The organism is Amycolatopsis albidoflavus (assembly GCF_039525725.1).
Lineage (GTDB): Bacteria > Actinomycetota > Actinomycetes > Mycobacteriales > Pseudonocardiaceae > Amycolatopsis > Amycolatopsis albidoflava.
This window is the reverse complement of the sequence record NZ_BAAAHV010000008.1, coordinates 25,615-46,304: the sequence shown is the minus strand read 5'-3', so window position 1 is coordinate 46,304 and position 20,690 is coordinate 25,615. Positions and strand designations below refer to the sequence as shown.

The window sequence follows — 20,690 nt, the reverse complement described above, 5'->3', positions numbered from 1 at the left end:
ACCAGACGCGCGATTACACCACGTGGTCGCCTCGACACCATCGATTTCGCCTGGTCACCCGCGTGAGTCCACCCCTTCGAGGACATCGCTGGGCTGTTCAGGGGCACCCGCTGCGTAACGACCGGGCGGAGCGTGACGAAAGATCATCCGGAGGCCCCGCCGGGGCACGCTAGGGGGAACCATGCGCCGCACTGTCGGTCGTCTCGCCGCGGTCTGCGCGGCGGTGGCGATCACCGCGTCGTGCTCGCTGCAGCCGTCCGGCGTCGGGGCGATCGTGCGCCAGCTGCCGGACGAGCCCGACCGCACCCCCGCGCCGGCCCTGCCTCCGCCGCCGAAACCGGAAAAGCCCCGCCTCGCCGAGAACCCGACGGAAACCCACCAGGGCAAGAACAACGCGACAGTCCCGCTGACCTGGCCGTCCGGGGTCTCGGGGTTCCTGACCTTCGACTGTCCGAAGTGCACCGGGCACATCGCCGTGACGACGGACGGCACGGAAAGCCTGCTAGTCAACGACGGCGACGCCTACCACGGGACGGCTTGGTTCAACGTCTCCCCCGGCGGCAAACCGGTGCACACGCTGACGGTCGAGGCAAAGGGCTCGTGGACCGCGACGATCACCGACTACCGCGGAGTGCCGGTCGTCGAGCCCGGCAAGCCGTACAACGGCCACGGGGACGCGGTCCTGGCGGTACCCCCGAACACGACCTGGGGGAAGTTCTTCACCGGCTCGAAGGGCTCGAACGGAGTCTGGGTCCTGGCCGACGGGTATCGGCATCTGGTGGTGAACCACATCGGCGAAACCACCGGGGAGTTCCCGCTCACCGGACCCACGTATGTAGCGGTGGAGACGTTCGAGGCGGATTGGACCTTTACCGCCTTTTGAGGGCCTGCTGGAATCCTGATCCGGACGCCAGCAGGCCCGAGAGTCACCGGTAGTTGGTGAACTGCAGAGCGATCTCGAAGTCCTTGCCCTTCAGCAGGGAGATCACGTCCTGCAGCTGGTCCTTCTTCTTGCCCGACACCCGCAGCTGGTCGCCCTGGATCTGGGCCTGCACGCCCTTCGGGCCCTCGTCGCGGATGAACTTCGCGATCTGCTTCGCCTTGTCCGACGCGATGCCCTGCAGGATCTTGCCGCTGACCTTGTAAATTTTGCCGGAGATCGCGGGCTCGCCTGCCTCGAAGGCCTTCAGCGAGATGTTCCGCTTGATCAGCTTCTCCTTGAAGACCTCCACCGCCGCGAGGGCGCGCTCTTCGGTCTCCGACTCGATCGCGATGGCTTCCTCGCCGGACCAGCTGATGCCGGTTCCGGTGCCGCGGAAGTCGAACCGCGTGCCCAGTTCCTTGCTGGCCTGGTTCAGCGCGTTGTCCACCTCCTGGCGGTCGACCTTGCTCACCACGTCGAAAGAGGGATCCGCCACGTGTCCTCACACCTTGTCTCAGCTCGTCAGGGACCCCCAGCGTAGCGCCGGGGCATCCCGGTTGACCGGCCGTCCGGGCCGTTGGGTATCCTTCTTCCCGGCCGGTTCGCCCGGCCATGGCAGGTTACCCAAGCGGCCAAAGGGATCTGACTGTAAATCAGACGGCTCAGCCTTCGGGGGTTCGAATCCCTCACCTGCCACCCCAGAGCACCCCGGGACCGACCAGGTCACGGGGTGCTTTTTGTTACCCAACTGACCCGGCCACGCTCAGCTCTAGCAGGCGAACTTGGTCGCGTCGCTCGTCGGTTTGCAGTGCGCGCCGAACGCGTCACGGGTGGCTGCCAGGCTGTCCTTGCCCTGGTTGATGTCGCTCGTCATCGCGGTGAAGTCGCCGGACGAGCAGGCGGCGATCGCCGCGCGGAAGTTCTTCTCGGCGTTGTCCATGGGTTGCTTCAGGACATCGGGCCAGGTGGCCGTATCGGTTTCCAGGCGGGTCTCGTCACCCTGGGCCGCCGTGCAGTCGCTGGGTGAGAGTTGCATGGTTTCCGGGTCGAAGGTCCACAGCAGACTGAACGAGACTCCCGGCGGCGAGCCGGAGCCCGCGTCCGTCTGGTACTGGACGAAATCCACTGAAGCTCCGTCGTCTTGCTGACCGCCGCCGCATCCTGCTAGCAGGGCGGACACCGACGTTCCGGCGAGAATGGCTGTCCTCAGCCTGATCGATCGAGTCATGGTGACCCTCCTTGCCTGGCGACGTCGAAGCCGAAATGCTCTGGCAGTCGTCGAAGGCTCTGCACCTATGTCGGAGAAACCCGCGCGACCGCTACGGCGGGCTTGACCCTCCTGCGGCAGGAGGCTGCACGCTCATCGACATGAACGAATTTCGCGGCCCGGTTCCGATGCCCGCCTACGACGCGGTGTCTCCGGGCAACTACCTCGGCTTCTACGGGATGCCGATGTTTCCCAACGTGCCCACCGCCGACCTCGAAGCTTCCACGGACTTCTGGCTTCGCGGACTCGGCTTCGACAACCTTTTCACCCTCCCCGGCCAGGTCGTGCACCTGCGCCGCTGGGCGTTCCAGGACGTGCTGCTCAAGCCGGGGACGCCCGCGGCTCCGAGCGAGGCCAGCATCAGTTTCTCCTGCGTGCTCAGCGAACTCGACGAAATCGCCAAGCGGTGCGAGGAAATCACGCCGGGCTGCACTACTGGACCGGAGCTGATGCCGTGGAACTCGCGGGAGTTGACGGTCGTCACGCCGGAAGGCACAACGGTCGTGATGACCGCGGCGGAGCCGATCGACCCGGACGGCCCCGTCGCGGAGCGGATGCGCGCCGTGGGGATCGACGTCCCACGGCGGTGAGCTGCGACACTGAGGCCGTGACCGACCAAGACGGCCTCACTGTCGGACGCACGGCGACGCTCGTCGGCGTGAGTGTGAAAACCCTGCACCACTGGGACGCGGTCGGCCTGGTGCGCCCAAGCGAGCGCACCAGGTCCGGCTACCGCGTGTACTCCGCCGACGACATCGCGCGCCTGCACCGCGTGCTCGTCTACCGCGAACTCGGCTTCCCCCTGTCGGAAATCGGCCGCCTCCTAGACGACCCGACCGCCGACGCGCATGCCCACCTCACGCGCCAGCGCCGCGAACTGCGGGAGCGAATCGAACAACTGGAACACATGGTCTCCGCAGTAGACCGCATGGCAGCGGCCACTCGAGGCGGGATGCAACTGACCGCCGAGGAACAGGTCGAGATCTTCGGCTCGGACTGGAACCCGGAGTGGGTCGACGAGGCCGCAGAACGCTGGGGCGACACGAAGCAGTGGGCGGAGTACCGCGAGCGAACCACCGACCTGACTCCGCAAGACTGGCAGGAAGCCGCAGCCGAGCACGAGACCCTCCACGCAGACCTGACCAAGGCGCGACGAGCCGGTGTCGAGCCCGGATCAGCGGAGGCGAACGCCCTCGCGGAGCGCCATCGAGCGACGCTGTCGCGCTACTTCGACTGCACCCACTCAATGCAGGTCTGCCTAGCCAGAAAGTTCGTAGAAGAACCCGGCTACACGGAGTACTACGACGCGCTGGCCCCAGGCCTAGCAACCTGGCTACGAGACGTGATCTTCGCCAACGCAATCACCCACGGAGTAAACCCAGAAACAGCAGTCTGGGAGTAACCAAACCGCACCGGTGCACCCAACGATCGAGGCACCCAGCCCCTCCCCCGCACCCCGATACGAAGCTCTCCTGCGGTCTGGGGGTGCTTGTCAAGGCATCTTTCCCGCCTTGACAAGCACCCCCAGACCGTCAGCACAATCAAGCTTCGGGGTGCCCCACGCAACCACCGTGCGCAATGTCGCCGCCAGGCGACGAGCCGTCACTCACCGCCCCCGCCGAGCCATCTCCTCGAGACGGCGGATCCGATCCTCAATAGGCGGATGAGTAGAAAACATCCGACTCAACCCGGCCCCAGGCCGGAACGGATTAGCAATCATCAAATGCGACTGCGAAACCACAGCCGGCTCAGGCGCGAGCGGAGCAGCCCGAGTCCCCCGCTCCAACTTCCGCAACGCCGACGCCAAAGCCAACGGATCCCCAGTCAACTCAGCCCCAGAAGCATCCGCCTGATACTCCCGAGACCGGCTGACCGCCATCTTCACCACCCCAGCCGCGATCGGCCCGATCAACACCAACAGCAGCGACATGAACGGATTACCCTCGCGATCATTCCCCCCGAAAAAGAACGCGATATTGGCCAACACACTGACCACACTGGCCAGCGCCCCAGCCACACAAGAGATCAAAATGTCCCGGTTGTACACATGCGACAACTCATGCCCGAGCACCGCCCGCAACTCGCGCTCATCGAGCAACTCAAGAATCCCCGTAGTGCAACACACCGCAGCATGCTGCGGATTACGCCCAGTAGCGAACGCATTAGGCGCCGCAGTAGGACTCACATACAACGAAGGCATCGGCTGCCGAGCGGAAGTAGCCAGCTCCCGCACGATCCGGTACATCGCAGGCTGCTCCACCTCCGACACCGGCCGCGCGTGCATCGCGCGCAGGGCCATCTTCTCGGAGTTGAAGTACGCGTAGGCGTTCATCCCCAACGCCACGATCAGGCCGATCACCAGGGCCCCTCGGCCGAACAATCCGCTGATCCCGACGATGATCGCGGAGAGCAGACCGAGCAGCATCGCCGTCTTCAGCCCGTTGTGGTGCTTGTGCACGCGCGCTCGCCTCCGTCCGCTCTGGCAGGTGCCGCAAGGTGGGTTACTCACTGGAAACAACGCGATCGGGGGACGCGAAGTTCCTTCGCCTGATCCTGGTCCGAGTTAGGGTCAGCGGGCAACCCAACCGACCGGGGCAGGTGAGCGATGCACGGTTCCCAGTTCTCCCGGCGAGGGCTGTTTACCCTGGTCAGCGCGGGTGCGGCGGTGGTGCTCGGCGGTACCGCCGCGGCGACCGGGCGGGTCAGCACCGTGCAGGTCGGCGGGACGATTTCGGCGATCGCGGTGAGTCCGGTCACCGGGCTCGTGTACGCGGCCGACCAGGCATCCGGCGCGGTTCTCGTGGTCGATCCGGACGCGGGGCGGGTCGTGTCCGCGCTCGCGGTCGGCGGGGAGCCGAGCGACGTCGTGGTAGACACCGACCGGATCTACGTCGCCAATCCGCCGGGCGGCACGGTGCTCGCCTTCGACAGCCAGACGCACCGGTTGCTGAGCGTCGTCGGCGCGGGGGCGGGCGCGTCGGCGGTCGCGATCGATCCGCAGGCCAACCTCGTGTACGCGGTGAGCGGCAAGACCGGCACGTTCGCAGTGCTCGACAGCATCAGTCTCACTCAGCAGGACCTGCTGCCAGCGCCGAAGCCGGGCCTCGCCGGGATCGCGCTCGACCGCGGCCGGCGGCGCGCGTATTGCACCAGCCCGACCACGAACTCGGTCGAGATCTGCGACCTCGACCAGGGGGCGTTCACCGCGAGCGTGCCGGTGGGCGCCTCTCCGACCGGGATCGGCGTGCACGAGCTGAGCGGCACGGTGTTCGTGGCGAATTCGGCGATCCATCACATGTCCATTGTGGACGGATCGGCGCGGGCGCAGGTCAAGACCGTGCTGCTGCGCAGCGAGGCGTCGTCGCTCGCGGTGCATCAGGCCAGCGACGTCGTGTACACCAACGGCGGGCAAAATGGACTGTCCCGTGTGGACGGACGAACGGAAACCCTTACCGGCGAGCTTGGCCTGGGCGTGAATCCGGGCGACGTGGCGGTGGATCAGCGCACACGCACGGTGTACGTGACCGATCCGCTGCACGGCACGATCACCGTCGTGCGCGATTTCTGACCGCACACATGAAGTTACTCCAGGTATACGGTGTCGGATATGGAACTTGGCCTCCAGGTCCCCGACTTCACCCTGCCGGGAGGGACTGCGGCACTGGGCGGGAAGCTAGCCGACGCGGCGCGGGCGGCGGACGACGCCGGGTTCGCCTATCTCGCGGTGATGGACCACTTCTTCCAGATCCCCAGCGTCGGCCCGAGCGATCGCCCGATGCTTGAGGCGTACACCACGCTCGGCTATTTCGCCGCGCACACCCGGCGCGCGAAACTGTTCACCTACGTCACTGGCGCGATTTACCGGCATCCCGGCCTTCTCGCGAAGGCCGTCACCACACTCGACGTGCTGTCCGGCGGACGCGCCATGCTCGGCATCGGGGCCGGGTGGAACAAAAGAAGCCCGCGGACTCGGCTTTCCGTTTCCGTCCACTTCGGGACCACAACCCGAGATCGCGCTGGTTTCTGGACTGAGCGATTTCGACGGCCCCCCAGGGCCGGCGAAATCGGGAGGGAAGAAACCAGCTTCCCGGCGATCTCGGCGCCCCGGCGAAGCCGGGGCAATCAAACAGAGGAGTTGGCATGAAACTCGGGTTGCATCTCGCTCAGCAGACCTGGCCGAACGGCCCGGCGGCGCTCGGCTCGGACCTGGCGCGGGTGGCCCGGACCGCGGACGAGGCCGGGTTCGAATATCTGTCGGTGATGGACCATTTCTTCCAGATTTCCGGCTACGGCCCGCCCGAGCACGAGATGCTGGAAGCCTGGACGACGCTCGGCTTCCTGGCCGCGCACACCGAACGGGTCAAACTGCTCACTCTCGTCACCGGCGTCATTTACCGGCACCCCGGGCTGCTCGCGAAAGCGGCCACGACGCTCGACGTGCTGTCCGGCGGGCGGGCGATCCTCGGCATCGGGGCGGGCTGGAACGAGGAGGAGTCCCGCGCGCTCGGGTTCCGGTTCCCGCCGATGAAGGAACGGTTCGAGCAACTCGAGGACGCGCTCCGGTACGTCCACCAGATGTGGGCCGAGGGCGACGAACCCTTTACTGGCACGCACGTCAGCGCCGAACGGTTGCTCAACAGCCCGCCGCCGATCCAGCGTCCGCACCCGCCGATCATGATCGGGGGCAGCGGCGAGAAGAAGACGCTGCGGTTCGTCGCGCAGTACGGCGACATCTGCAATTTGCTGCCCAACGCGGACCTTCCGCGCAAACTGGAAGTCCTGAAGCAGCACTGCGAGGACGTCGGCCGCGACTACTCCGAGATCACGAAAACCGCTTCGCTGCGGCTCGATACCGGTGAAAACGGCGAGAAAACCGGGCAACTGCTGGATGAACTGGGCCGGCTGTCGGAACTCGGTTTCAGCGTCGCGACCGGCTGGGCGCACGGCGTTCCGGACCCGGCGGTGCTCGAGCGGTTCGCCACCGAAGTGATCCCGGCGGCGGAAAAGCTGTGATCCGCTGACGAACGGGTGACGGCTGCGCCATCCGGTGCCAGCCGGTCACCCGTTCGTCACAGCACTCGCCGCATTCCGCTGCGGTCATTGTCTCGGTTCCGAATCGACTCCGGTGAGCTTCCCGGCGCGCTGTAACGACGGCCGGGCGCGGATCGACCTGCCCTACGCAGATCGCGTCGCTACCGGAGGAGCCTGGTACATGACCACATGTCGACTCTGTGGTTCGGAAAGAACCGCCAGCGTGGTCGACCTCGGCGCGACCCCGCCGTGCGAGCGGTTCCTGACCGCCGCCCAGCTGGCCGAGCCCGAACCGACTTTCCCGCTGCATCTCGAAGTGTGCACGGAATGCTGGCTCGCGCAGCTCCCGCCGCTGCTCGACCCGGCCGACACTTTCACCGATTACGCGTATTTCTCGTCTTTTTCCACCTCGTGGGTCGAGCACGCGAAACGGTTCACCGACACCGCCGTCGAACGGCTCGGGCTGACCGACCGGTCTTTCGTCGTCGAGGTCGCCAGCAACGACGGATACCTCCTGAAGCACGTCGTGGAACGCGGAATCCGTTGTCTCGGCGTGGAACCTTCGGTCAACGTCGGGCAAGCCGCGCGTGAGGCGGGGGTGCCGACGCACACCGCGTTCCTCTCCGAAGAGACCGGCCGCGAGGTGCGGGCCGAGCACGGTCCGGCCGACCTGGTCGTGGCGAACAACGTCTACGCCCACATTCCGGACATCCGCGGGTTCACCCACGGGCTGCGCGCGCTCGTCGCGAACGACGGCTGGGTGTCGATCGAGGTGCAGCATCTGCTCACGCTGATCGAAAAGAACCAGTACGACACGATCTACCACGAGCACTTCCAGTACTACACCGTCGAATCCGCGCGGCAGGCGCTGGCGACCGGCGGCCTGACCCTGGTCGACGTCGAACTCCTGCCGACGCACGGCGGGTCGATCCGACTCTGGGCGCGCCCGGCCGAGGCGGCCGGGGAGCCGAGCGCCCGGATGACCGACGTGCTGGCCCGGGAGAAGGCGGCCGGGCTGCACGAGCTGTCCGGCTACACCGAATTCGCCGACCGGGTCACCCGCGTCCGCCTCGAATTGCTCGAATTTCTTCTCGCCGCCCGGAAAGCCGGGAAAACCGTCGTCGGGTACGGCGCGCCCGGCAAGGGCAACACCCTGCTCAACCACTGCGGCATCCGGCCGGACCTGCTGGCCTACACGGTGGACCGCAATCCGTACAAGCACGGCCGGTTCACGCCGGGCACCCGGATCCCGGTCGTGGAGCCGGACCGGATCGCGGCCGACCGGCCGGACTACGTGCTCGTCCTGCCCTGGAACCTGCGGGACGAGCTGACCGAGCAGCTTTCCTACGTCGGCGCGTGGGGCGGCAAGCTCGTCTTCCCGATTCCGCGCCTGGAAATCGTCGAGGTGGCAGTGAAGTGAAGGTCGTTCTGTTCTGCGGCGGCTACGGAATGCGGATGCGCAGCAGCGAGGCGTCCGACGTGCCCAAGCCGATGGCGATGGTCGGTCCCCGGCCGCTGATCTGGCACGTGATGCGCTACTACGCGCATTTCGGGCACACCGAGTTCGTGCTGTGCCTCGGCTACGGCGCGCACCACATCAAGGACTTCTTCCTGCACTACGAGGAAACGACGTCCAACGATTTCGTGCTGCGCGGCGGGAAGCCGGAACTGCTGTCCACCGACATCGCCGACTGGACGATCTCCTTCGTGCAGACCGGCATCGAATCGCCGATCGGCGAACGGCTGCGCCGGGTGCGCGACCATCTCGACGGCGACGAGATGTTCCTCGCCAACTACGCCGACGTCCTCACCGACGCGCCGCTGGACGCCATCGTCGAGCGATTCGCGAACACCGACGCGGGCGCGTCGATGCTCGTCGTGCCGCCGCAGTCGTCGTTCCACTGCGTCGAGATGGACGAGGGCGGCCTGATCGGCGCGATCACGCCGGTCAGCGAGCTCCCGCTGTGGGAGAACGGCGGGTATTTCGTGCTGCGGCAGGAGATCTTCGACCACATCCCGGAGAACGGCGACCTGGTCGCCGACGGCTGCGGCGAACTCGCCAAGCGCGGCCGGCTGCTCGCCTACCCCTATCGCGGGTTCTGGAAGCCGACCGACACGGTCAAGGAACGCTACGCGCTCGACGCCGCTTACACGCACGGCGACCGGCCGTGGGCGTTGTGGGAACACGAAAAGGTGCACTCGTGATCCGCCTCGGCGCCGAGCTGAAGAGCATCGTCGTGCTCGGCGCGCATTGCGACGACATCGCCATCGGGGCAGGCGGCACGCTCCTCGAGATCTGCGGACAGCGTCCCGGGCTTCAGGTCGACGCGCTGGTGCTGTCCGGCGGCGGCACCGACCGCGAGACCGAGGAACGCGCAGCGCTGGCCGCGTTCTGCCCGGGCGCCGAGCTGAACGTCACGGTGCTCAAGCTGCCCGACGGCCGCCTCCCCTCGCATTGGGAGGAAGCCAAGAACGCGCTCGAAGACCTCCGCCGCCGCACCGATCCGGACGTCGTGTTCGCGCCGCGCACCATCGACGCGCACCAGGACCACCGCGGGCTCGCCCAGCTCGTGCCCACGGTGTTCCGCGGTCATCTGACGCTGGGCTACGAGATCGTCAAATGGGACGGGGACCTCGGACGGCTGCCCGCCTACGCGCCGCTGTCCGACGACGTGATGCAGCGCAAGATCGAACTGCTGCACGAGCATTACGGCTCTCAGCAGCACCGGCCGTGGTACGACCGCGAAGCTTTCCTTGGCCTCGCGCGGATCCGTGGAATCGAATGCCAAGAACGCTATGCCGAGGCGTTCGAGGCGAACAAACTCGTCATCGACCTAAGGGGCTGAAGGCATGCGCGTGCTGCTCACGGGGCACACGGGATATCTGGGCACGGTGATGGCGCCGGTGCTCGCCGCGGCGGGACACGAGGTCATCGGCCTCGACTCGGGCTTGTTCGCCGCTTGTGTGCTCGGCCCGGCCCCGCAGGACCCGGTCGGGCTGGCCGTCGACCTGCGGGACGTGAAAGCCCAGCACCTGCAGGGTTTCGACGCGGTGATCCACCTCGCCGCGCTGTCCAACGATCCGCTCGGCTCGCTCGCGCCCGAACTGACCTACGACATCAACCACCACGCGTCGGTCAAGCTCGCGCAGCTCGCGAAAGACGCCGGGGTCTCCCGGTTCCTCTACGCCTCGACCTGCTCTGTCTACGGCGCTTCCGGCGGCAGCGGCCTGGTCGACGAGGACGCGCCGCTGCGGCCGGTCACGCCGTACGCGGAATCGAAGGTCCGGGTGGAGGACGAGGTTTCAAAGCTGGCCGACGAAGGCTTCACCCCGGTGTACATGCGCAACGCCACCGCGTTCGGCTTCTCGCCGCGGCTGCGCGCCGACATCGTGCTGAACAACCTGGTCGGCCACGCTTACTTGTCCGGCGAGGTCCTCGTGCTCTCCGACGGGACGCCGTGGCGGCCGCTGGTGCACGCCGACGACATCGCCCACGCCTTCACCGCCGCTCTCGAAGCACCGCGCGAAGCCGTGCACAACCAGGCGTTCAACATCGGCACCGAGCGCAACAACGTGACGGTGGCCGAGATCGCCGAAGAGGTCGTCGCGGTGGTGCCCGGTTCCAAGCTGCGGATCACCGGCGAGGCCGGGGCCGACCCGCGCTCCTACCGCGTCGATTTCTCCCGGTTCCGCGAGGCGGTCCCGTCCTTCGACTGCAAGTGGGGCGTGAAAGACGGGGCGCTGCAACTGTTCGACGCCTACCGCCGCAACAGCCTCACCCAGGAACAGTTCCAGCGCCGCTTCACCCGGCTGAACTGGTTGAGCGACCGGCAGGCCGCCGGCGCGGTCGACGCCACCCTGCGGCACGCCTGATGCGCACGGGGCCCGAGATGCACGCTCTGGTGGAACGGTTGTACCCGTTCTGCCGGAGCATCACCGGCGACGGCGTACGGCAGACCCTTGCCGTCATCGGCGAGCACCTCCCGCTCGACCGGTACGAGGTGCCCAGCGGCACCGAGGTGCTGGACTGGACCGTGCCCGCGGAGTGGAACATCCGCGACGCCTTCGTCGCGGATTCCTCCGGGCGGCGGGTGATCGACTTCCGGAAGTCGAACCTGCACGTGGTCGGCTACAGCGTCCCGGTCGACCGGGTCGTCAGCCTGACCGAACTGCGCACGCACCTGCACACGCTGCCCGAGCAGCCGTCGCTGATCCCGTACCGCACCAGCTACTACTCCCCCACCTGGGGTTTTTGCCTCGCCCAGGACGTCCTCGACACGCTGCCCGAAGGCGACTACCACGTCAAAATCGACTCGACGCTCGCCGACGGACATCTCACCTACGCCGAGCACGTCGTGCCGGGCGAGGTGTCCGACGAGGTGCTCGTCTCGTGCCACCTCTGCCATCCGTCGCTGGCCAACGACAACCTCGCCGGCATCGCGGTCGCCGTCGCGCTCGCGCAGGCGCTGGCCGAGGAAAAGCCGTACTACACCTACCGGTTCCTGTTCATGCCCGGCACGATCGGCGCGATCACCTGGCTGGCGCGCAATTCCGAACGCATCGAGCAGGTCAAGCACGGCGTCGTGCTGGCCTGCGCCGGAGACCGGGGTTCGCTGACCTACAAGCGCAGCCGGCGCGGGGACGCCGATATCGACCGCGTCTTCGCGCACATCCTCAAGGACAAGCCGCACGAGATCCGCGATTTCTCCCCGTACGGCTACGACGAGCGCCAGTTCTGCTCCCCCGGCTTCAACCTCGGCGTCGGCTCGCTCACGCGCACGCCGTACGCGGGCTACCCGGAGTACCACACCTCGGCGGACAACCCGTCCTTCGTCGACCCGGACTCGATGGCCGACACCCTCGACACGCTGCGGACGGCGTTTTCCGTGCTGGACCGCAACCGGCGCTACGTGAACCTCAGCCCGTACGGCGAACCGCAGCTCGGCAAGCGCGGACTGTACGACTCGCTCGGCGGGCGCAGCGACGCGAAACAAGCGCAGCTGGCCATGCTGTGGGTGCTCAGCCTCTCCGACGGCGACCACAGCCTCCTCGACATCGCCGAACGGGCGGACCTGCCGTTCGGTGCCGTAGCCGCGGCGGCCGATGCCCTTCAGGCCGCCGGACTGCTGAAGGAGTGAGGCCGTGCCGTCGATCCTGCGTTCGCGAGCCGTCCGCGCGATGGCGGGACGGCTCAGCTGGGGCCTTGGGGACCAGGCCGTTTCGAGCCTGACCAACTTCGTGGTCGGGCTCTACGTCGCGCGCTCGCTCGGCGCGACGGCGTTCGGCCTGTTCAGCATCGCGTGGGTGACCTACGGCGTCATTCTCAACATCTCGCGCGGCCTTGCCACCGACCCACTGATGGTGCGCTTCTCCGGCGTTGCCAGGGCGAGCTGGCGGACCGCGGTGGGCCAGGCGGTCGGGACCGCACTCGTAGTGGGTGTCGCTTCCGGGCTGGTGAGTGTCCTTTTCGGACTCGTGGTCGGCGGTTCGCTCGGGGCCGCGTTCGTCGCGCTCGGGGTCGTGCTGCCGTTCCTGCTCGTGCAGGACGCGTGGCGGTTCGGGTTCTTCGCACAGGGCACTGGGCACAAGGCGTTCCTCAACGACGGGATCCAGGCCGTCGCGTTGTTCCCGGCGCTGGTTTTGGCCGCGCGCTACGACACTGTGGTCGCGTTCCTGCTGGCCTGGGGCTGTTCAGCCGGCGTCGCGGCCGCGTTCGGCTGGGTCCAGACGAGCGTGCTGCCGCGGCTCGGCGGGGTGCGCGCGTGGCTGCGGGATCACCGCGACCTGGGTGTGCGCTACCTCGTGGAGAACGTCAGCAACAGCGGTTCGTCGCAGCTGCGGGCGTACGGGCTGGGCGCGATTTCCGGGCTGGCCGCGGTCGGCACGGTGCGCGGCGCGGAACAGCTGCTCGGACCGTTTCTCGCGCTGCTAATGGGACTTTCCCTCGTCACTGTCGCCGAGGGAGCGCGGGTGCTCCGGCAGTCGCCGCATCGATTGTGGCACTTCTGCGTGGTGCTCGGTGCCGCGCAGGCGGCCGCTGCCTTGATCTGGGGACTCGGACTGTGGTTCTTCGTTCCCGAAGACGCCGGACGCTTCGTGCTCGGTTCGCTGTGGGACAGCTCGTCGCTGCTGGTCCCGGCGGTCACGATGGCGGTCGTCGGCGCGAGCTTCACCACCGGCGCGACGGCCGGGCTCCGCGCGCTCGGGATGGCGCGGCGGAGCTTGCGGTCCCAGCTGATCGCGTCCGCCTGCTACGTCGTGTTCGGCCTGATCGGGGCCGGGCTCGGCGGTGCGGCCGGCTCGGAGTGGGGCGTCGCGGCCGCCACGCTCACCGGTTCGGCCGTGTGGTGGTGGCAGCTGCGCAGCGCGCTTCGCGACCACTTCGCGGCGGTGCCCGAGTTTCCCGCCGCTTCAGGTTCATTCAGCCAAGCAGAACTCCATTCGGCTTCCGAGGAGATGAAACCGGCATGAGCACGGCGCCCCGGCTGACCATCGGTCTGCCCGTCTACAACGGAGAGGAATTCCTCAGCGAAGCACTCGACGCGCTGCTCGGGCAGACCTACGAGGACTTCGAACTGATCATCTCCGACAACGCGTCGCAGGACGGCACGGAAGAGATCGCCCGGAAGTACGCGCAGGAGGACTCGCGGATCCGGTACCTGCGCCAGCAGCGCAACATCGGCGCGACCCCGAACCACAACGTCCTGCTCGACCAGGCGCGCGGCGAGCTGTTCAAGTGGGCGTCGCACGACGATCTCTACGGCCGGGACCTGCTGGCGAAGTGCGTCGAAGCGCTCGACGCGCGGCCGGAGATGATCCTCGCGCACTCGCACCAGGCGATCATCGACGAGAACGGCGCGGTGACGGTGCCGCTGGACTACCGGCACCAGACGGATGCGCCGCGACCGTCGGTGCGGTTCAAGAGCCTGCTGTTCGAGCCGGGCGGCGACGATTTCTACGGCGTGATGCGCACGGCGGTGCTGCGTCGCGTCACCCCAATGGACAGCTACCACCACGCGGATCGCACCTACGTGGCGGAGCTGGCGCTGCACGGGCCGTTCTATCAAGTGCCTGAGCTGCTGTATTTCCGGCGCGACCACCCGGATCGGGCCGAGCGCGCGAACCCGAGCAAGCGCTCCCGGTGCGCGAACCTCGATCCGAAGCGCGGCAACGCGATCTTGAACCCGACCGCGCGGCTGCTCGCCGAGTACGTCTGGGGTTTCGTGCACGGGATCCGCTCCGCGCCGCTGTCGTCCGGCGAACGCCGTGCCTGCTACCTCGCGCTGGTGGAATGGTTCGCCAGCCGGGCCCGGCCAGGCGGAGGCGGGGAACGCGTCGAGGACCGGGCTCCGGTGCACGCGGCCGAGCTCAACCTCACTGTCGACCGCGTGGTCGCCGGGCGCGAACGGCGGGTGCCGTGACCGTTCGGGTCGGGGTCTTCGGACTTCTCGGTTCAGGCAACCTCGGCAACGACGGCTCGCTGGAGGCGGTACTCGGCTTCCTGCGGGCCGAACATCCGTACGCGAAGGTGTCCGCGTTCTGTGGTGGGGCGGACACCATTCGCGCGCGCTACGGGATCCCCGCGGTGCGGCTGAACTGGTACAGCGGCGAGTACCGGCACGCGTCCGGGCTGCGGTCGATCGCGACCAAGGCCCTCGGGAAGGTCATCGACGTCTTCCGCACGGCCTGGTGGGTGCGGCGGCAGAACGTGGTGATCGTTCCCGGGATGGGCGTGCTGGAGGCGACGCTTCCATTGCGGCCGTGGGGGTTCCCGTACGCGCTGTTCCTGCTTTCGCTGTGCGGACGGCTGGGTCGCACGAAGGTCGCGCTGGTGAGTGTCGGAGCTGATCGGATTCGAGTGCCAGCGACGCGGTTTCTGGTGCGGTATGCGTCCCAGCTCGCGGCCTATCGGTCCTTCCGCGATGAACTCTCGCGTTCGGCGATGGCGGACATGGGCGTGCGGGTCACGAATGACCGCGTTTATCCCGATCTTGCTTTTGCCTTGCCGACTCCGGCCGCGGTCGAGAATCCGCGTGCGGTGGGCATCGGCGTGATGGCGTACTACGGCAGCAACGACGATCGTGCGCGCGGCGACGAGATTTACCGGGCGTACGTGGACGCGATGACCGAGTTCGTGCGGTATCTGGTCCGCCAGGAGCGTCCGGTCCGGCTCTTCATCGGGGATCGGATGGACCTCGAAGTGGTGGACGAGATCGTCGAAACGGTCGACTCGCCGCTGCTCTCCGCGGCCGTTCCCGGCACCCTGGACGAGCTGATGCGCTCGATGGCCGAAGTGGGCACAGTCGTAGCCACTCGGTACCACAATGTGTTGTGCGCGTTGAAGGTCGGGAGGCCGACGGTCGCGATCGGATACGCGAAGAAGAACGACGTGCTGATGGCCGAAATGGGGCTCGGCGAGTTTTGCCAGGAGGCCCGCGCGGTCGACGTGCCGCGGCTGATCAAGCAGTTCGAGGAATTGCAGCGGCGAGCGCCGGAGCTGAAAGCGGAACTCGCCGCCCGCAACGAGGAATGCACCCAGCAGTTGAAGGACCAGTTCACCCTGTTGTCGAGGTCGCTCATTCCCGCGGAGGTGTCGTGAAAGCCGTTCCCGTGCCGTCGATTTCCGGCGTGTGGCTGTTCCGGCCGACGCCGCACCGAGACGATCGCGGCTTCTTCTCGCGGACCTTCGACGCCGAGGTCGCCCGGTCGGCCGGCATCGATCCGGACGGATTCGCCCAGGACAGCGTGTCCCGCTCGGTCCGCGGCGTGGTGCGCGGGATGCACCTGCGCTCCGGGGCCGGCGAGGCGAAACTGGTGCGCTGTTCGTTCGGCGAGGTGTTCGACGTCGTGGTCGACCTGCGCCGGGACTCACCGACTTTTCTTTCCAGGGAAACGTTTCACCTCTCCGGGGACACCCAGGAGAGCATCTACATCCCGGCCGGATGCGCACACGGTTTCCAGGCGCTCAGCGACGTCGCCGACGTGTCGTACCGGATCGACCGCGCGCACGACCCGTCCGAGGACGTCGCCATCGCGCACGACGACCCGGAGCTCGCCATCCCGTGGCCGCTGCCCGCGGCTTTGCTGTCCGAACGCGACGCGTCGGCCCCTTCACTGGCCGATGCCTTGAGGTGACCCGTCATGGACCTGCCACTCTCCCGAATCGCGAACGAACGCCTGCATCGCGCTATCCCCGGCGGTGCGCACACCTACGCCAAAGGCGAGGACCAATACCCCGAACATCTCGCACCAGTCATTTCGCACGGCCGCGGCGCGTATGTCTGGGACGTCGACGGCAACCGCTATCTCGAGTACGGCTCCGGCCTGCGCGCGGTCAGTCTCGGCCACGCGCATCCACGCGTGACCGCAGCCGTGCGCGACGTGCTGGAACGGGGCAACAACTTCGTCCGTCCGTCCATTGTGGAGCTTGAAGCGGCGGAGCAGTTCCTGGCGACGGTGCCGACCGCGGACATGGTGAAGTTCGCGAAGAACGGCTCCGACGCGACGACCGCCGCCGTCCGGCTCGCCCGCGCCGCTACGGGACGGCCGCTGGTCGCCCAATGCGCCGACCACGCGTTCTTCTCCACCGACGACTGGTTCATCGGCACCACCCCGATGTCGGCCGGGATTCCCGCCGCGACGATGGCGATGACCGTGCCCTTCCCGTACGGCGACCTCCCCGCGACCGAGCAGATGCTGCGCCAGTTCGGCGGGCAAGTGGCGTGCCTGATCCTGGAGCCGACCAAGGGAGTGGCTCCGCCGGACGGCTATCTCGCCGGACTGCTCGACCTCGCGCATCAGCACGGCGCGCTGGTGATCTTCGACGAGATGATCACCGGATTCCGGTATTCCGAGCACGGCGCGCAGGGCCTGTACGGCGTGACGCCGGATCTCTCGACGTTCGGCAAAGCGCTCGGCAACGGCTTCGCGGTCTCCGCACTGGCCGGTCGACGGGATCTGATGGAACTGGGCGGGCTGCGCGATTCGCGAGACCGGGTGTTCCTGCTGTCGACGACACACGGCGCGGAGACCCCGTCGCTGGCCGCGGCAATGGCGGTGATGGACACCTACGCGGCGGAGGACGTGACTGCTCGGCTGCACTCGCTCGGGGCTCGGTTGGCTGCTGGTGTGACCGAGGTGGCGGCCGCGCACGGGGTCGGCGAGCAGGTGCTGGTGCGGGGGCGGTACAGCAATCTGGTGTTCGCGACTCTCGACGGGGACGGTCAGCCGTCGCAGGAGTACCGGACGCTGTTCCTGCGGTGCCTGCTGGAGAACGGGATTCTTGGGCCGTCCTTTGTGGTCAGTGCGGCGATGACGGAGGAGGACATCGACCGGACTGTGGAGGCGGTCGCTTCGGCGTGCGTGGTGTACCGGAAGGCGCTTGAGGCTGGGGATCCGTCGCCGTGGCTGGGCGGGCGGCCGGTGAAGCCGGTGTTTCGGCGGAAGACTTAGCGGTCGGCGATCCGGTCGATCCAGTACCCCGTGACCGGCACGATCGCCAGCGCGGCCGCGAAGCCGCCGATCGTGTCGGTCGGGTAGTGCGCGCCTAGCCCGACCTCGGCCCAGGCCATCAGGAAGCCAGCCACCAACGCGAGACCCAGCAGCCACGCCACCGCAGCGAACCGGCTTAACCGGCCGGCCAGGACGTAAGCGCCGGTCAGTGCCAAGGCGGTCGCGAAGGCGGTATGGCCGCTGGGGAACGACAGGTAGCTGCCGTGAATAGTCCGGCCGGTCAGCGGTTTCAGCACCGAAGTCACCCCGACCGTGAGGCTGCAGCCGACCACGGCCAGCACGGCCGTTCGCGGGCGGTGGGTCAGCAGGCAGCCGCCGATGACCAGGAGCAGGATCAGCACCGCGCCCAAGGGTTCGCCGCAGAAGTCGATCGCGGTCGCGAAGTACCACCATGGGTCGGGAATGAGGTCCGGGCCGGGCAGGAGCGGGGCGTCGAACGCGCTCGGCACCGAGTGTCCGGCGAAGCGGACGCCCAGCGCGATCAACGCCACGAGCCCCAGCACGGCCAGGACCAGCGACGGCGTGCGCAGAACGATCGGAAGCGCCAGGGGCGAGGTCTTCAGTCGGTCGCGCACACCGTCCTTCATACCGCTGAAATCGCTTCCTCGTAGCCGTCGAGCAGCCGTTTCAGCCCGACTTCCGGAGTGAAGTCCGCGTCGTACCGCTGCCGCGCGGCCTCGCCCATCTTCTGGTTCAGCTCGGAGTCGGCCACCTCGCACAAAGCTGAGGCCAGCGCCGCCGCGTCGCCGGGAGTGTGCAGCAGGCCGGTGACGCCGTCGGTGACCAGCTCCTCGAACGCACCGTGCGCGGGCGCGACCGTCGGCACCCCGGCGGCCATCGCCTCCACCACCACGAGACCGAACGCCTCAAGCCACGTGGACGGCACCACGACCGCCGCCGCACGGGCGATCAGTTCCTGGCACGAAGCCCGGTCCTGGAGCCCGACGTACGACACGTTGTCCCGACCGGCAGCCCAAGCCGCGACGTCGTCGGACAGCGGCCCGGTCCCGGCGATCAGCAACGGCAGTTTCCCGGAGTACTGCTCCCACGCCGCTTTGAGCAGCGGGATGCCTTTCTCCTCGGTGAGCCGTCCCAGGAACAGGAGGTGCTCGCCTTCGCCGACGCGACGCCGTCCCTCGTCCGGGACGAAGTTGTGCTTCACGGTCATCCGCGCGGCTGGCATCCCCGCGTCCACGAGCAAGCGGCGCTGGGCGTCGGAAATGCAGAAGAACCGCGTCACGCCGGTTCGCCAGCGGTCGCGGTTGACCAGCAGGTTCACCGCCATCGGCACGGTCGCGGCGGCCGAATCGCGGTAGCAGCCGTGCCGGACCGCGGGGACGGGCAGGCCGCCGACGCAATCGGTGCAGATCCGGCCGTCGCGGTAGAGCGTGCCGGGCGGGCAGACGAGGCCGTAGTTGTGCAGGGTCGCGACCACCGGCACGCGCGCGTCGGCGCACGCGGCCAGCACCGACGGGGACAGCAGCGGGAAGGTGTTGTGGACGTGCACGACGTCCGGCCGCTCGACCTCCAGGCGTGCCCGCAGCTCTGTCCGCGACGCGCGGTTCCACGGCACCTGCAGCGGCACCAACGCCTTGCGCGCCAACGGCATCGAGGCGATGTCGTCGCTGTGCCGCTCGAACCGCTGGACGTCGATCCCGGCCGAGGACAGCAGGGCGACCTCGGCGTCGACCACGTTGTTCTCGCCGCTCGGCTGCTCGGACCGATAGCGGTTGTGCACCACCAGAACCTTCACGCCAGCCTCTCCCTCGCTGGAGCCTCGCCCGCGGCCAGCAACGACGCGGCCACCGCCAGATGCAGCAGATACGGCGACGCGTCGCCGAGCCCGGCCTCGGTGTAGGACGCGGAAATCACGTAAGCGATCAGGAAAATCGCGGACGCCCTCGCCACCGACGGCGGCCGCAGCACCGCGATCGCGACCAGCACCAGCAGCATCGCGGCGACGATCCCGATCCCGACGAAGCCCTGCTCGTGGTAGATCGCGAGCCAGCTGTTGTCGATCGGCAGGCCGTCGTAGGACTTGTCGGTGAGGCCGACGCCGAAGATGTACTCGAATCCGGTCCGCGGCGCGGACAGCAGCGCGTCCCACACCTTCGCGCGGCCGGTCAGGCTGGAGAAATCGTCGGTGCTCTGCCCGCGCAGGAACCACGCCTGCAGCAGGCCGCCCAGCACCACCGCGGCGAAGCCGGCCACGAGCACGATCCCGGCGAACACCTTCCGCGCCCGCGCGCTCACCAGCCCCAGCGACAGCAGCGCGACGATCAGCCCGGCGACGAGCCCGAGCGTCGCGGTGCGGGTGTGCGTGAGCAGCAGCAGCCCGAGCGACGGCACGACGACGATCAACGCGCTCTTGGCGTCCGTCTTCTTTCCGAGCCACATCAGCACCGCGAGCCCGGCGATGACCGCCGCGTACTGACCCACCTGCGGCGGCGTCAGCGGCCACACCGCGCCGGAAAGCCGGCCGCCGTAGATGTCCGGCATCGCCTTGCCCGGCGCGATCGCCAGGCCGAGCACGACCGAGGCCAGCACCGCGCCGAACATCCGGATGTGCGCCCGCACGAACGCGAACGACCCGTCCCACCAGCCGCTGAGCAGCCAAAGCGTCGCGACGAACACCGAGAACCGGAAGCACCGGAACAGCGAGCCGTACCCGGATTCCAGGTGCACGCTGGCCACGATGCTCGTGAGCAGCAGGAAGGTCAGGAGCAGCAGGTACGCGCTCGGCCGGATCCGGATCCGCAGGTTCAGCACCAGCGCGAGCAGGAACGCGGTCATCAGCGCGCCCATGGTGACCAGCTGGATCACCGTGCGCGGCAACGGGATCACCGTCTGCGCGCCGGTCGAGCCCAGCGTGTTGAGGACGAGCAACGCCCAGGCCGCGCCGACCGCTTTCGGCGCCGATTTCGTTTCGGCGGGCAGCGTGGCGGTCAATTCGGCCAT

General features: G+C 67.9%; 21 protein-coding genes, 1 tRNA gene and 1 pseudogene. 17 read left to right on the top strand and 6 right to left on the bottom strand.

Translation table 11 applies throughout. The annotated features are described in order from the left end of the window. Positions 1 to 181: 181 nt before the first annotated feature. A complete protein-coding gene (locus ABD156_RS10545) occupies positions 182 to 883 on the top strand; it encodes a hypothetical protein (RefSeq protein ID WP_344269918.1) in 702 nt (233 codons plus the stop codon). A gap of 43 nt (positions 884 to 926) precedes the next feature. Here ABD156_RS10545 and ABD156_RS10540 read toward each other — a convergent pair whose 3' ends face one another. Beyond that, complete coding sequence (locus ABD156_RS10540) at positions 927 to 1,418, bottom strand: YajQ family cyclic di-GMP-binding protein (RefSeq protein WP_344269916.1); 492 nt, start codon at positions 1,416 to 1,418, stop codon at positions 927 to 929. A gap of 118 nt (positions 1,419 to 1,536) precedes the next feature. Here ABD156_RS10540 and ABD156_RS10535 point away from each other — a divergent pair. Then, a tRNA-Tyr gene (locus ABD156_RS10535) sits at positions 1,537 to 1,618 on the top strand. A gap of 73 nt (positions 1,619 to 1,691) precedes the next feature. On the opposite strand, the gene ABD156_RS10530 is transcribed toward ABD156_RS10535, so the two are convergent. Continuing rightward, positions 1,692 to 2,048, bottom strand: coding sequence for a hypothetical protein (locus ABD156_RS10530; RefSeq protein ID WP_344269913.1), 357 nt, complete (start codon positions 2,046 to 2,048; stop codon positions 1,692 to 1,694). A 242-nt stretch (positions 2,049 to 2,290) separates the two neighbouring features. Between ABD156_RS10530 and ABD156_RS10525 the strand changes: the two genes are divergently transcribed. Together ABD156_RS10525 and ABD156_RS10520 are read left to right on the top strand one after the other, a co-directional pair. Next, complete coding sequence (locus tag ABD156_RS10525; protein WP_344269911.1) at positions 2,291 to 2,779, top strand: VOC family protein; 489 nt, start codon at positions 2,291 to 2,293, stop codon at positions 2,777 to 2,779. A gap of 17 nt (positions 2,780 to 2,796) precedes the next feature. Then, positions 2,797 to 3,591, top strand: coding sequence for a MerR family transcriptional regulator (locus ABD156_RS10520; RefSeq protein ID WP_344269908.1), 795 nt, complete (start codon positions 2,797 to 2,799; stop codon positions 3,589 to 3,591). Between the two features lie 204 nt (positions 3,592 to 3,795). Here ABD156_RS10520 and htpX read toward each other — a convergent pair whose 3' ends face one another. After that, positions 3,796 to 4,647: a zinc metalloprotease HtpX gene (htpX, locus tag ABD156_RS10515; protein WP_344269906.1), complete on the bottom strand. Its 852-nt coding sequence runs from the start codon at positions 4,645 to 4,647 to the stop codon at positions 3,796 to 3,798. Positions 4,648 to 4,794: 147 nt separating this feature from the next. On the opposite strand from htpX, the gene ABD156_RS10510 reads away from it, so the two are divergent. The 13 genes and pseudogenes from ABD156_RS10510 (at position 4,795) to ABD156_RS10450 (ending at position 17,672) form a co-directional block, all read left to right on the top strand. Continuing rightward, positions 4,795 to 5,757, top strand: coding sequence for a YncE family protein (locus ABD156_RS10510; protein WP_344269903.1), 963 nt, complete (start codon positions 4,795 to 4,797; stop codon positions 5,755 to 5,757). A gap of 39 nt (positions 5,758 to 5,796) precedes the next feature. Further along, positions 5,797 to 6,184 (top strand): annotated as a pseudogene (locus ABD156_RS10505) (LLM class flavin-dependent oxidoreductase); the annotation flags it as partial. 145 nt (positions 6,185 to 6,329) lie between these two features. Next, positions 6,330 to 7,202 carry an LLM class F420-dependent oxidoreductase gene (locus ABD156_RS10500; RefSeq protein WP_344269900.1) on the top strand — a complete coding sequence of 291 codons (873 nt, stop codon included), beginning with the start codon at positions 6,330 to 6,332 and terminating at the stop codon, positions 7,200 to 7,202. A gap of 199 nt (positions 7,203 to 7,401) precedes the next feature. Continuing rightward, positions 7,402 to 8,640: a methyltransferase domain-containing protein gene (locus ABD156_RS10495; protein WP_344269897.1), complete on the top strand. Its 1,239-nt coding sequence runs from the start codon at positions 7,402 to 7,404 to the stop codon at positions 8,638 to 8,640. Continuing rightward, a complete protein-coding gene (locus ABD156_RS10490) occupies positions 8,637 to 9,425 on the top strand; it encodes a glycosyltransferase family protein (RefSeq protein ID WP_344269895.1) in 789 nt (262 codons plus the stop codon). The genes ABD156_RS10495 and ABD156_RS10490 overlap by 4 nt, the downstream gene beginning before the upstream one ends. Continuing rightward, a complete protein-coding gene (locus ABD156_RS10485; RefSeq protein ID WP_344269893.1) occupies positions 9,422 to 10,066 on the top strand; it encodes a PIG-L deacetylase family protein in 645 nt (214 codons plus the stop codon). The genes ABD156_RS10490 and ABD156_RS10485 overlap by 4 nt, the downstream gene beginning before the upstream one ends. Positions 10,067 to 10,070: 4 nt before the next feature. Then, the gene (locus ABD156_RS10480) at positions 10,071 to 11,093 is read left to right on the top strand and encodes an NAD-dependent epimerase/dehydratase family protein (RefSeq protein WP_344269891.1); all 1,023 of its coding nucleotides are present in this window, start codon (positions 10,071 to 10,073) and stop codon (positions 11,091 to 11,093) included. Further along, positions 11,093 to 12,358: a DUF4910 domain-containing protein gene (locus ABD156_RS10475; protein WP_344269888.1), complete on the top strand. Its 1,266-nt coding sequence runs from the start codon at positions 11,093 to 11,095 to the stop codon at positions 12,356 to 12,358. The genes ABD156_RS10480 and ABD156_RS10475 overlap by 1 nt, the downstream gene beginning before the upstream one ends. Positions 12,359 to 12,398: 40 nt before the next feature. Then, on the top strand, positions 12,399 to 13,691 hold the full coding sequence (locus ABD156_RS10470) for an MATE family efflux transporter (protein ID WP_344270717.1): 1,293 nt from the start codon (positions 12,399 to 12,401) through the stop codon (positions 13,689 to 13,691). Continuing rightward, positions 13,688 to 14,641, top strand: a complete 954-nt coding sequence (locus tag ABD156_RS10465) for a glycosyltransferase family 2 protein (RefSeq protein WP_344269886.1) — start codon at positions 13,688 to 13,690, stop codon at positions 14,639 to 14,641. Before ABD156_RS10470 ends, ABD156_RS10465 begins: the two co-directional genes overlap by 4 nt. Further along, positions 14,638 to 15,819 (top strand): polysaccharide pyruvyl transferase family protein, encoded by a 1,182-nt coding sequence (locus ABD156_RS10460; RefSeq protein WP_344269883.1) that lies wholly within the window; start codon positions 14,638 to 14,640, stop codon positions 15,817 to 15,819. Before ABD156_RS10465 ends, ABD156_RS10460 begins: the two co-directional genes overlap by 4 nt. Then, the gene (locus ABD156_RS10455; protein ID WP_344269881.1) at positions 15,816 to 16,355 is read left to right on the top strand and encodes a dTDP-4-dehydrorhamnose 3,5-epimerase family protein; all 540 of its coding nucleotides are present in this window, start codon (positions 15,816 to 15,818) and stop codon (positions 16,353 to 16,355) included. The genes ABD156_RS10460 and ABD156_RS10455 overlap by 4 nt, the downstream gene beginning before the upstream one ends. A 6-nt stretch (positions 16,356 to 16,361) precedes the next feature. Continuing rightward, positions 16,362 to 17,672: a glutamate-1-semialdehyde 2,1-aminomutase gene (locus ABD156_RS10450; protein ID WP_344269878.1), complete on the top strand. Its 1,311-nt coding sequence runs from the start codon at positions 16,362 to 16,364 to the stop codon at positions 17,670 to 17,672. On the opposite strand, the gene ABD156_RS10445 is transcribed toward ABD156_RS10450, so the two are convergent. From ABD156_RS10445 to ABD156_RS10435, 3 genes are read right to left on the bottom strand one after another with little or no spacing between them, the layout of a single operon-like run. Continuing rightward, positions 17,669 to 18,307: a phosphatase PAP2 family protein gene (locus ABD156_RS10445; protein WP_344269875.1), complete on the bottom strand. Its 639-nt coding sequence runs from the start codon at positions 18,305 to 18,307 to the stop codon at positions 17,669 to 17,671. The genes ABD156_RS10450 and ABD156_RS10445 overlap by 4 nt on opposite strands. A gap of 8 nt (positions 18,308 to 18,315) precedes the next feature. Then, complete coding sequence (locus tag ABD156_RS10440; RefSeq protein WP_344269872.1) at positions 18,316 to 19,485, bottom strand: glycosyltransferase family 4 protein; 1,170 nt, start codon at positions 19,483 to 19,485, stop codon at positions 18,316 to 18,318. After that, on the bottom strand, positions 19,482 to 20,690 hold the full coding sequence (locus tag ABD156_RS10435; protein ID WP_344269869.1) for an O-antigen ligase family protein: 1,209 nt from the start codon (positions 20,688 to 20,690) through the stop codon (positions 19,482 to 19,484). The genes ABD156_RS10440 and ABD156_RS10435 overlap by 4 nt, the downstream gene beginning before the upstream one ends.

Excerpts from the sequence above, each read along its gene's own strand:
- ABD156_RS10450 (WP_344269878.1), top strand. The coding sequence starts at position 16,362 with ATGGACCTGCCACTCTCCCGAATCGCGAACGAACGCCTGCATCGCGCT.
- ABD156_RS10475 (WP_344269888.1), top strand. The coding sequence starts at position 11,093 with ATGCGCACGGGGCCCGAGATGCACGCTCTGGTGGAACGGTTGTACCCG.
- ABD156_RS10480 (WP_344269891.1), top strand. The coding sequence starts at position 10,071 with ATGCGCGTGCTGCTCACGGGGCACACGGGATATCTGGGCACGGTGATG.
- ABD156_RS10545 (WP_344269918.1), top strand. The coding sequence starts at position 182 with ATGCGCCGCACTGTCGGTCGTCTCGCCGCGGTCTGCGCGGCGGTGGCG.
- ABD156_RS10465 (WP_344269886.1), top strand. The coding sequence starts at position 13,688 with ATGAGCACGGCGCCCCGGCTGACCATCGGTCTGCCCGTCTACAACGGA.
- ABD156_RS10495 (WP_344269897.1), top strand. The coding sequence starts at position 7,402 with ATGACCACATGTCGACTCTGTGGTTCGGAAAGAACCGCCAGCGTGGTC.
- ABD156_RS10500 (WP_344269900.1), top strand. The coding sequence starts at position 6,330 with ATGAAACTCGGGTTGCATCTCGCTCAGCAGACCTGGCCGAACGGCCCG.
- ABD156_RS10510 (WP_344269903.1), top strand. The coding sequence starts at position 4,795 with ATGCACGGTTCCCAGTTCTCCCGGCGAGGGCTGTTTACCCTGGTCAGC.
- ABD156_RS10525 (WP_344269911.1), top strand. The coding sequence starts at position 2,291 with ATGAACGAATTTCGCGGCCCGGTTCCGATGCCCGCCTACGACGCGGTG.
- ABD156_RS10470 (WP_344270717.1), top strand. The coding sequence starts at position 12,399 with ATGGCGGGACGGCTCAGCTGGGGCCTTGGGGACCAGGCCGTTTCGAGC.
- ABD156_RS10435 (WP_344269869.1), bottom strand. The coding sequence starts at position 20,690 with ATGGCCGAATTGACCGCCACGCTGCCCGCCGAAACGAAATCGGCGCCG.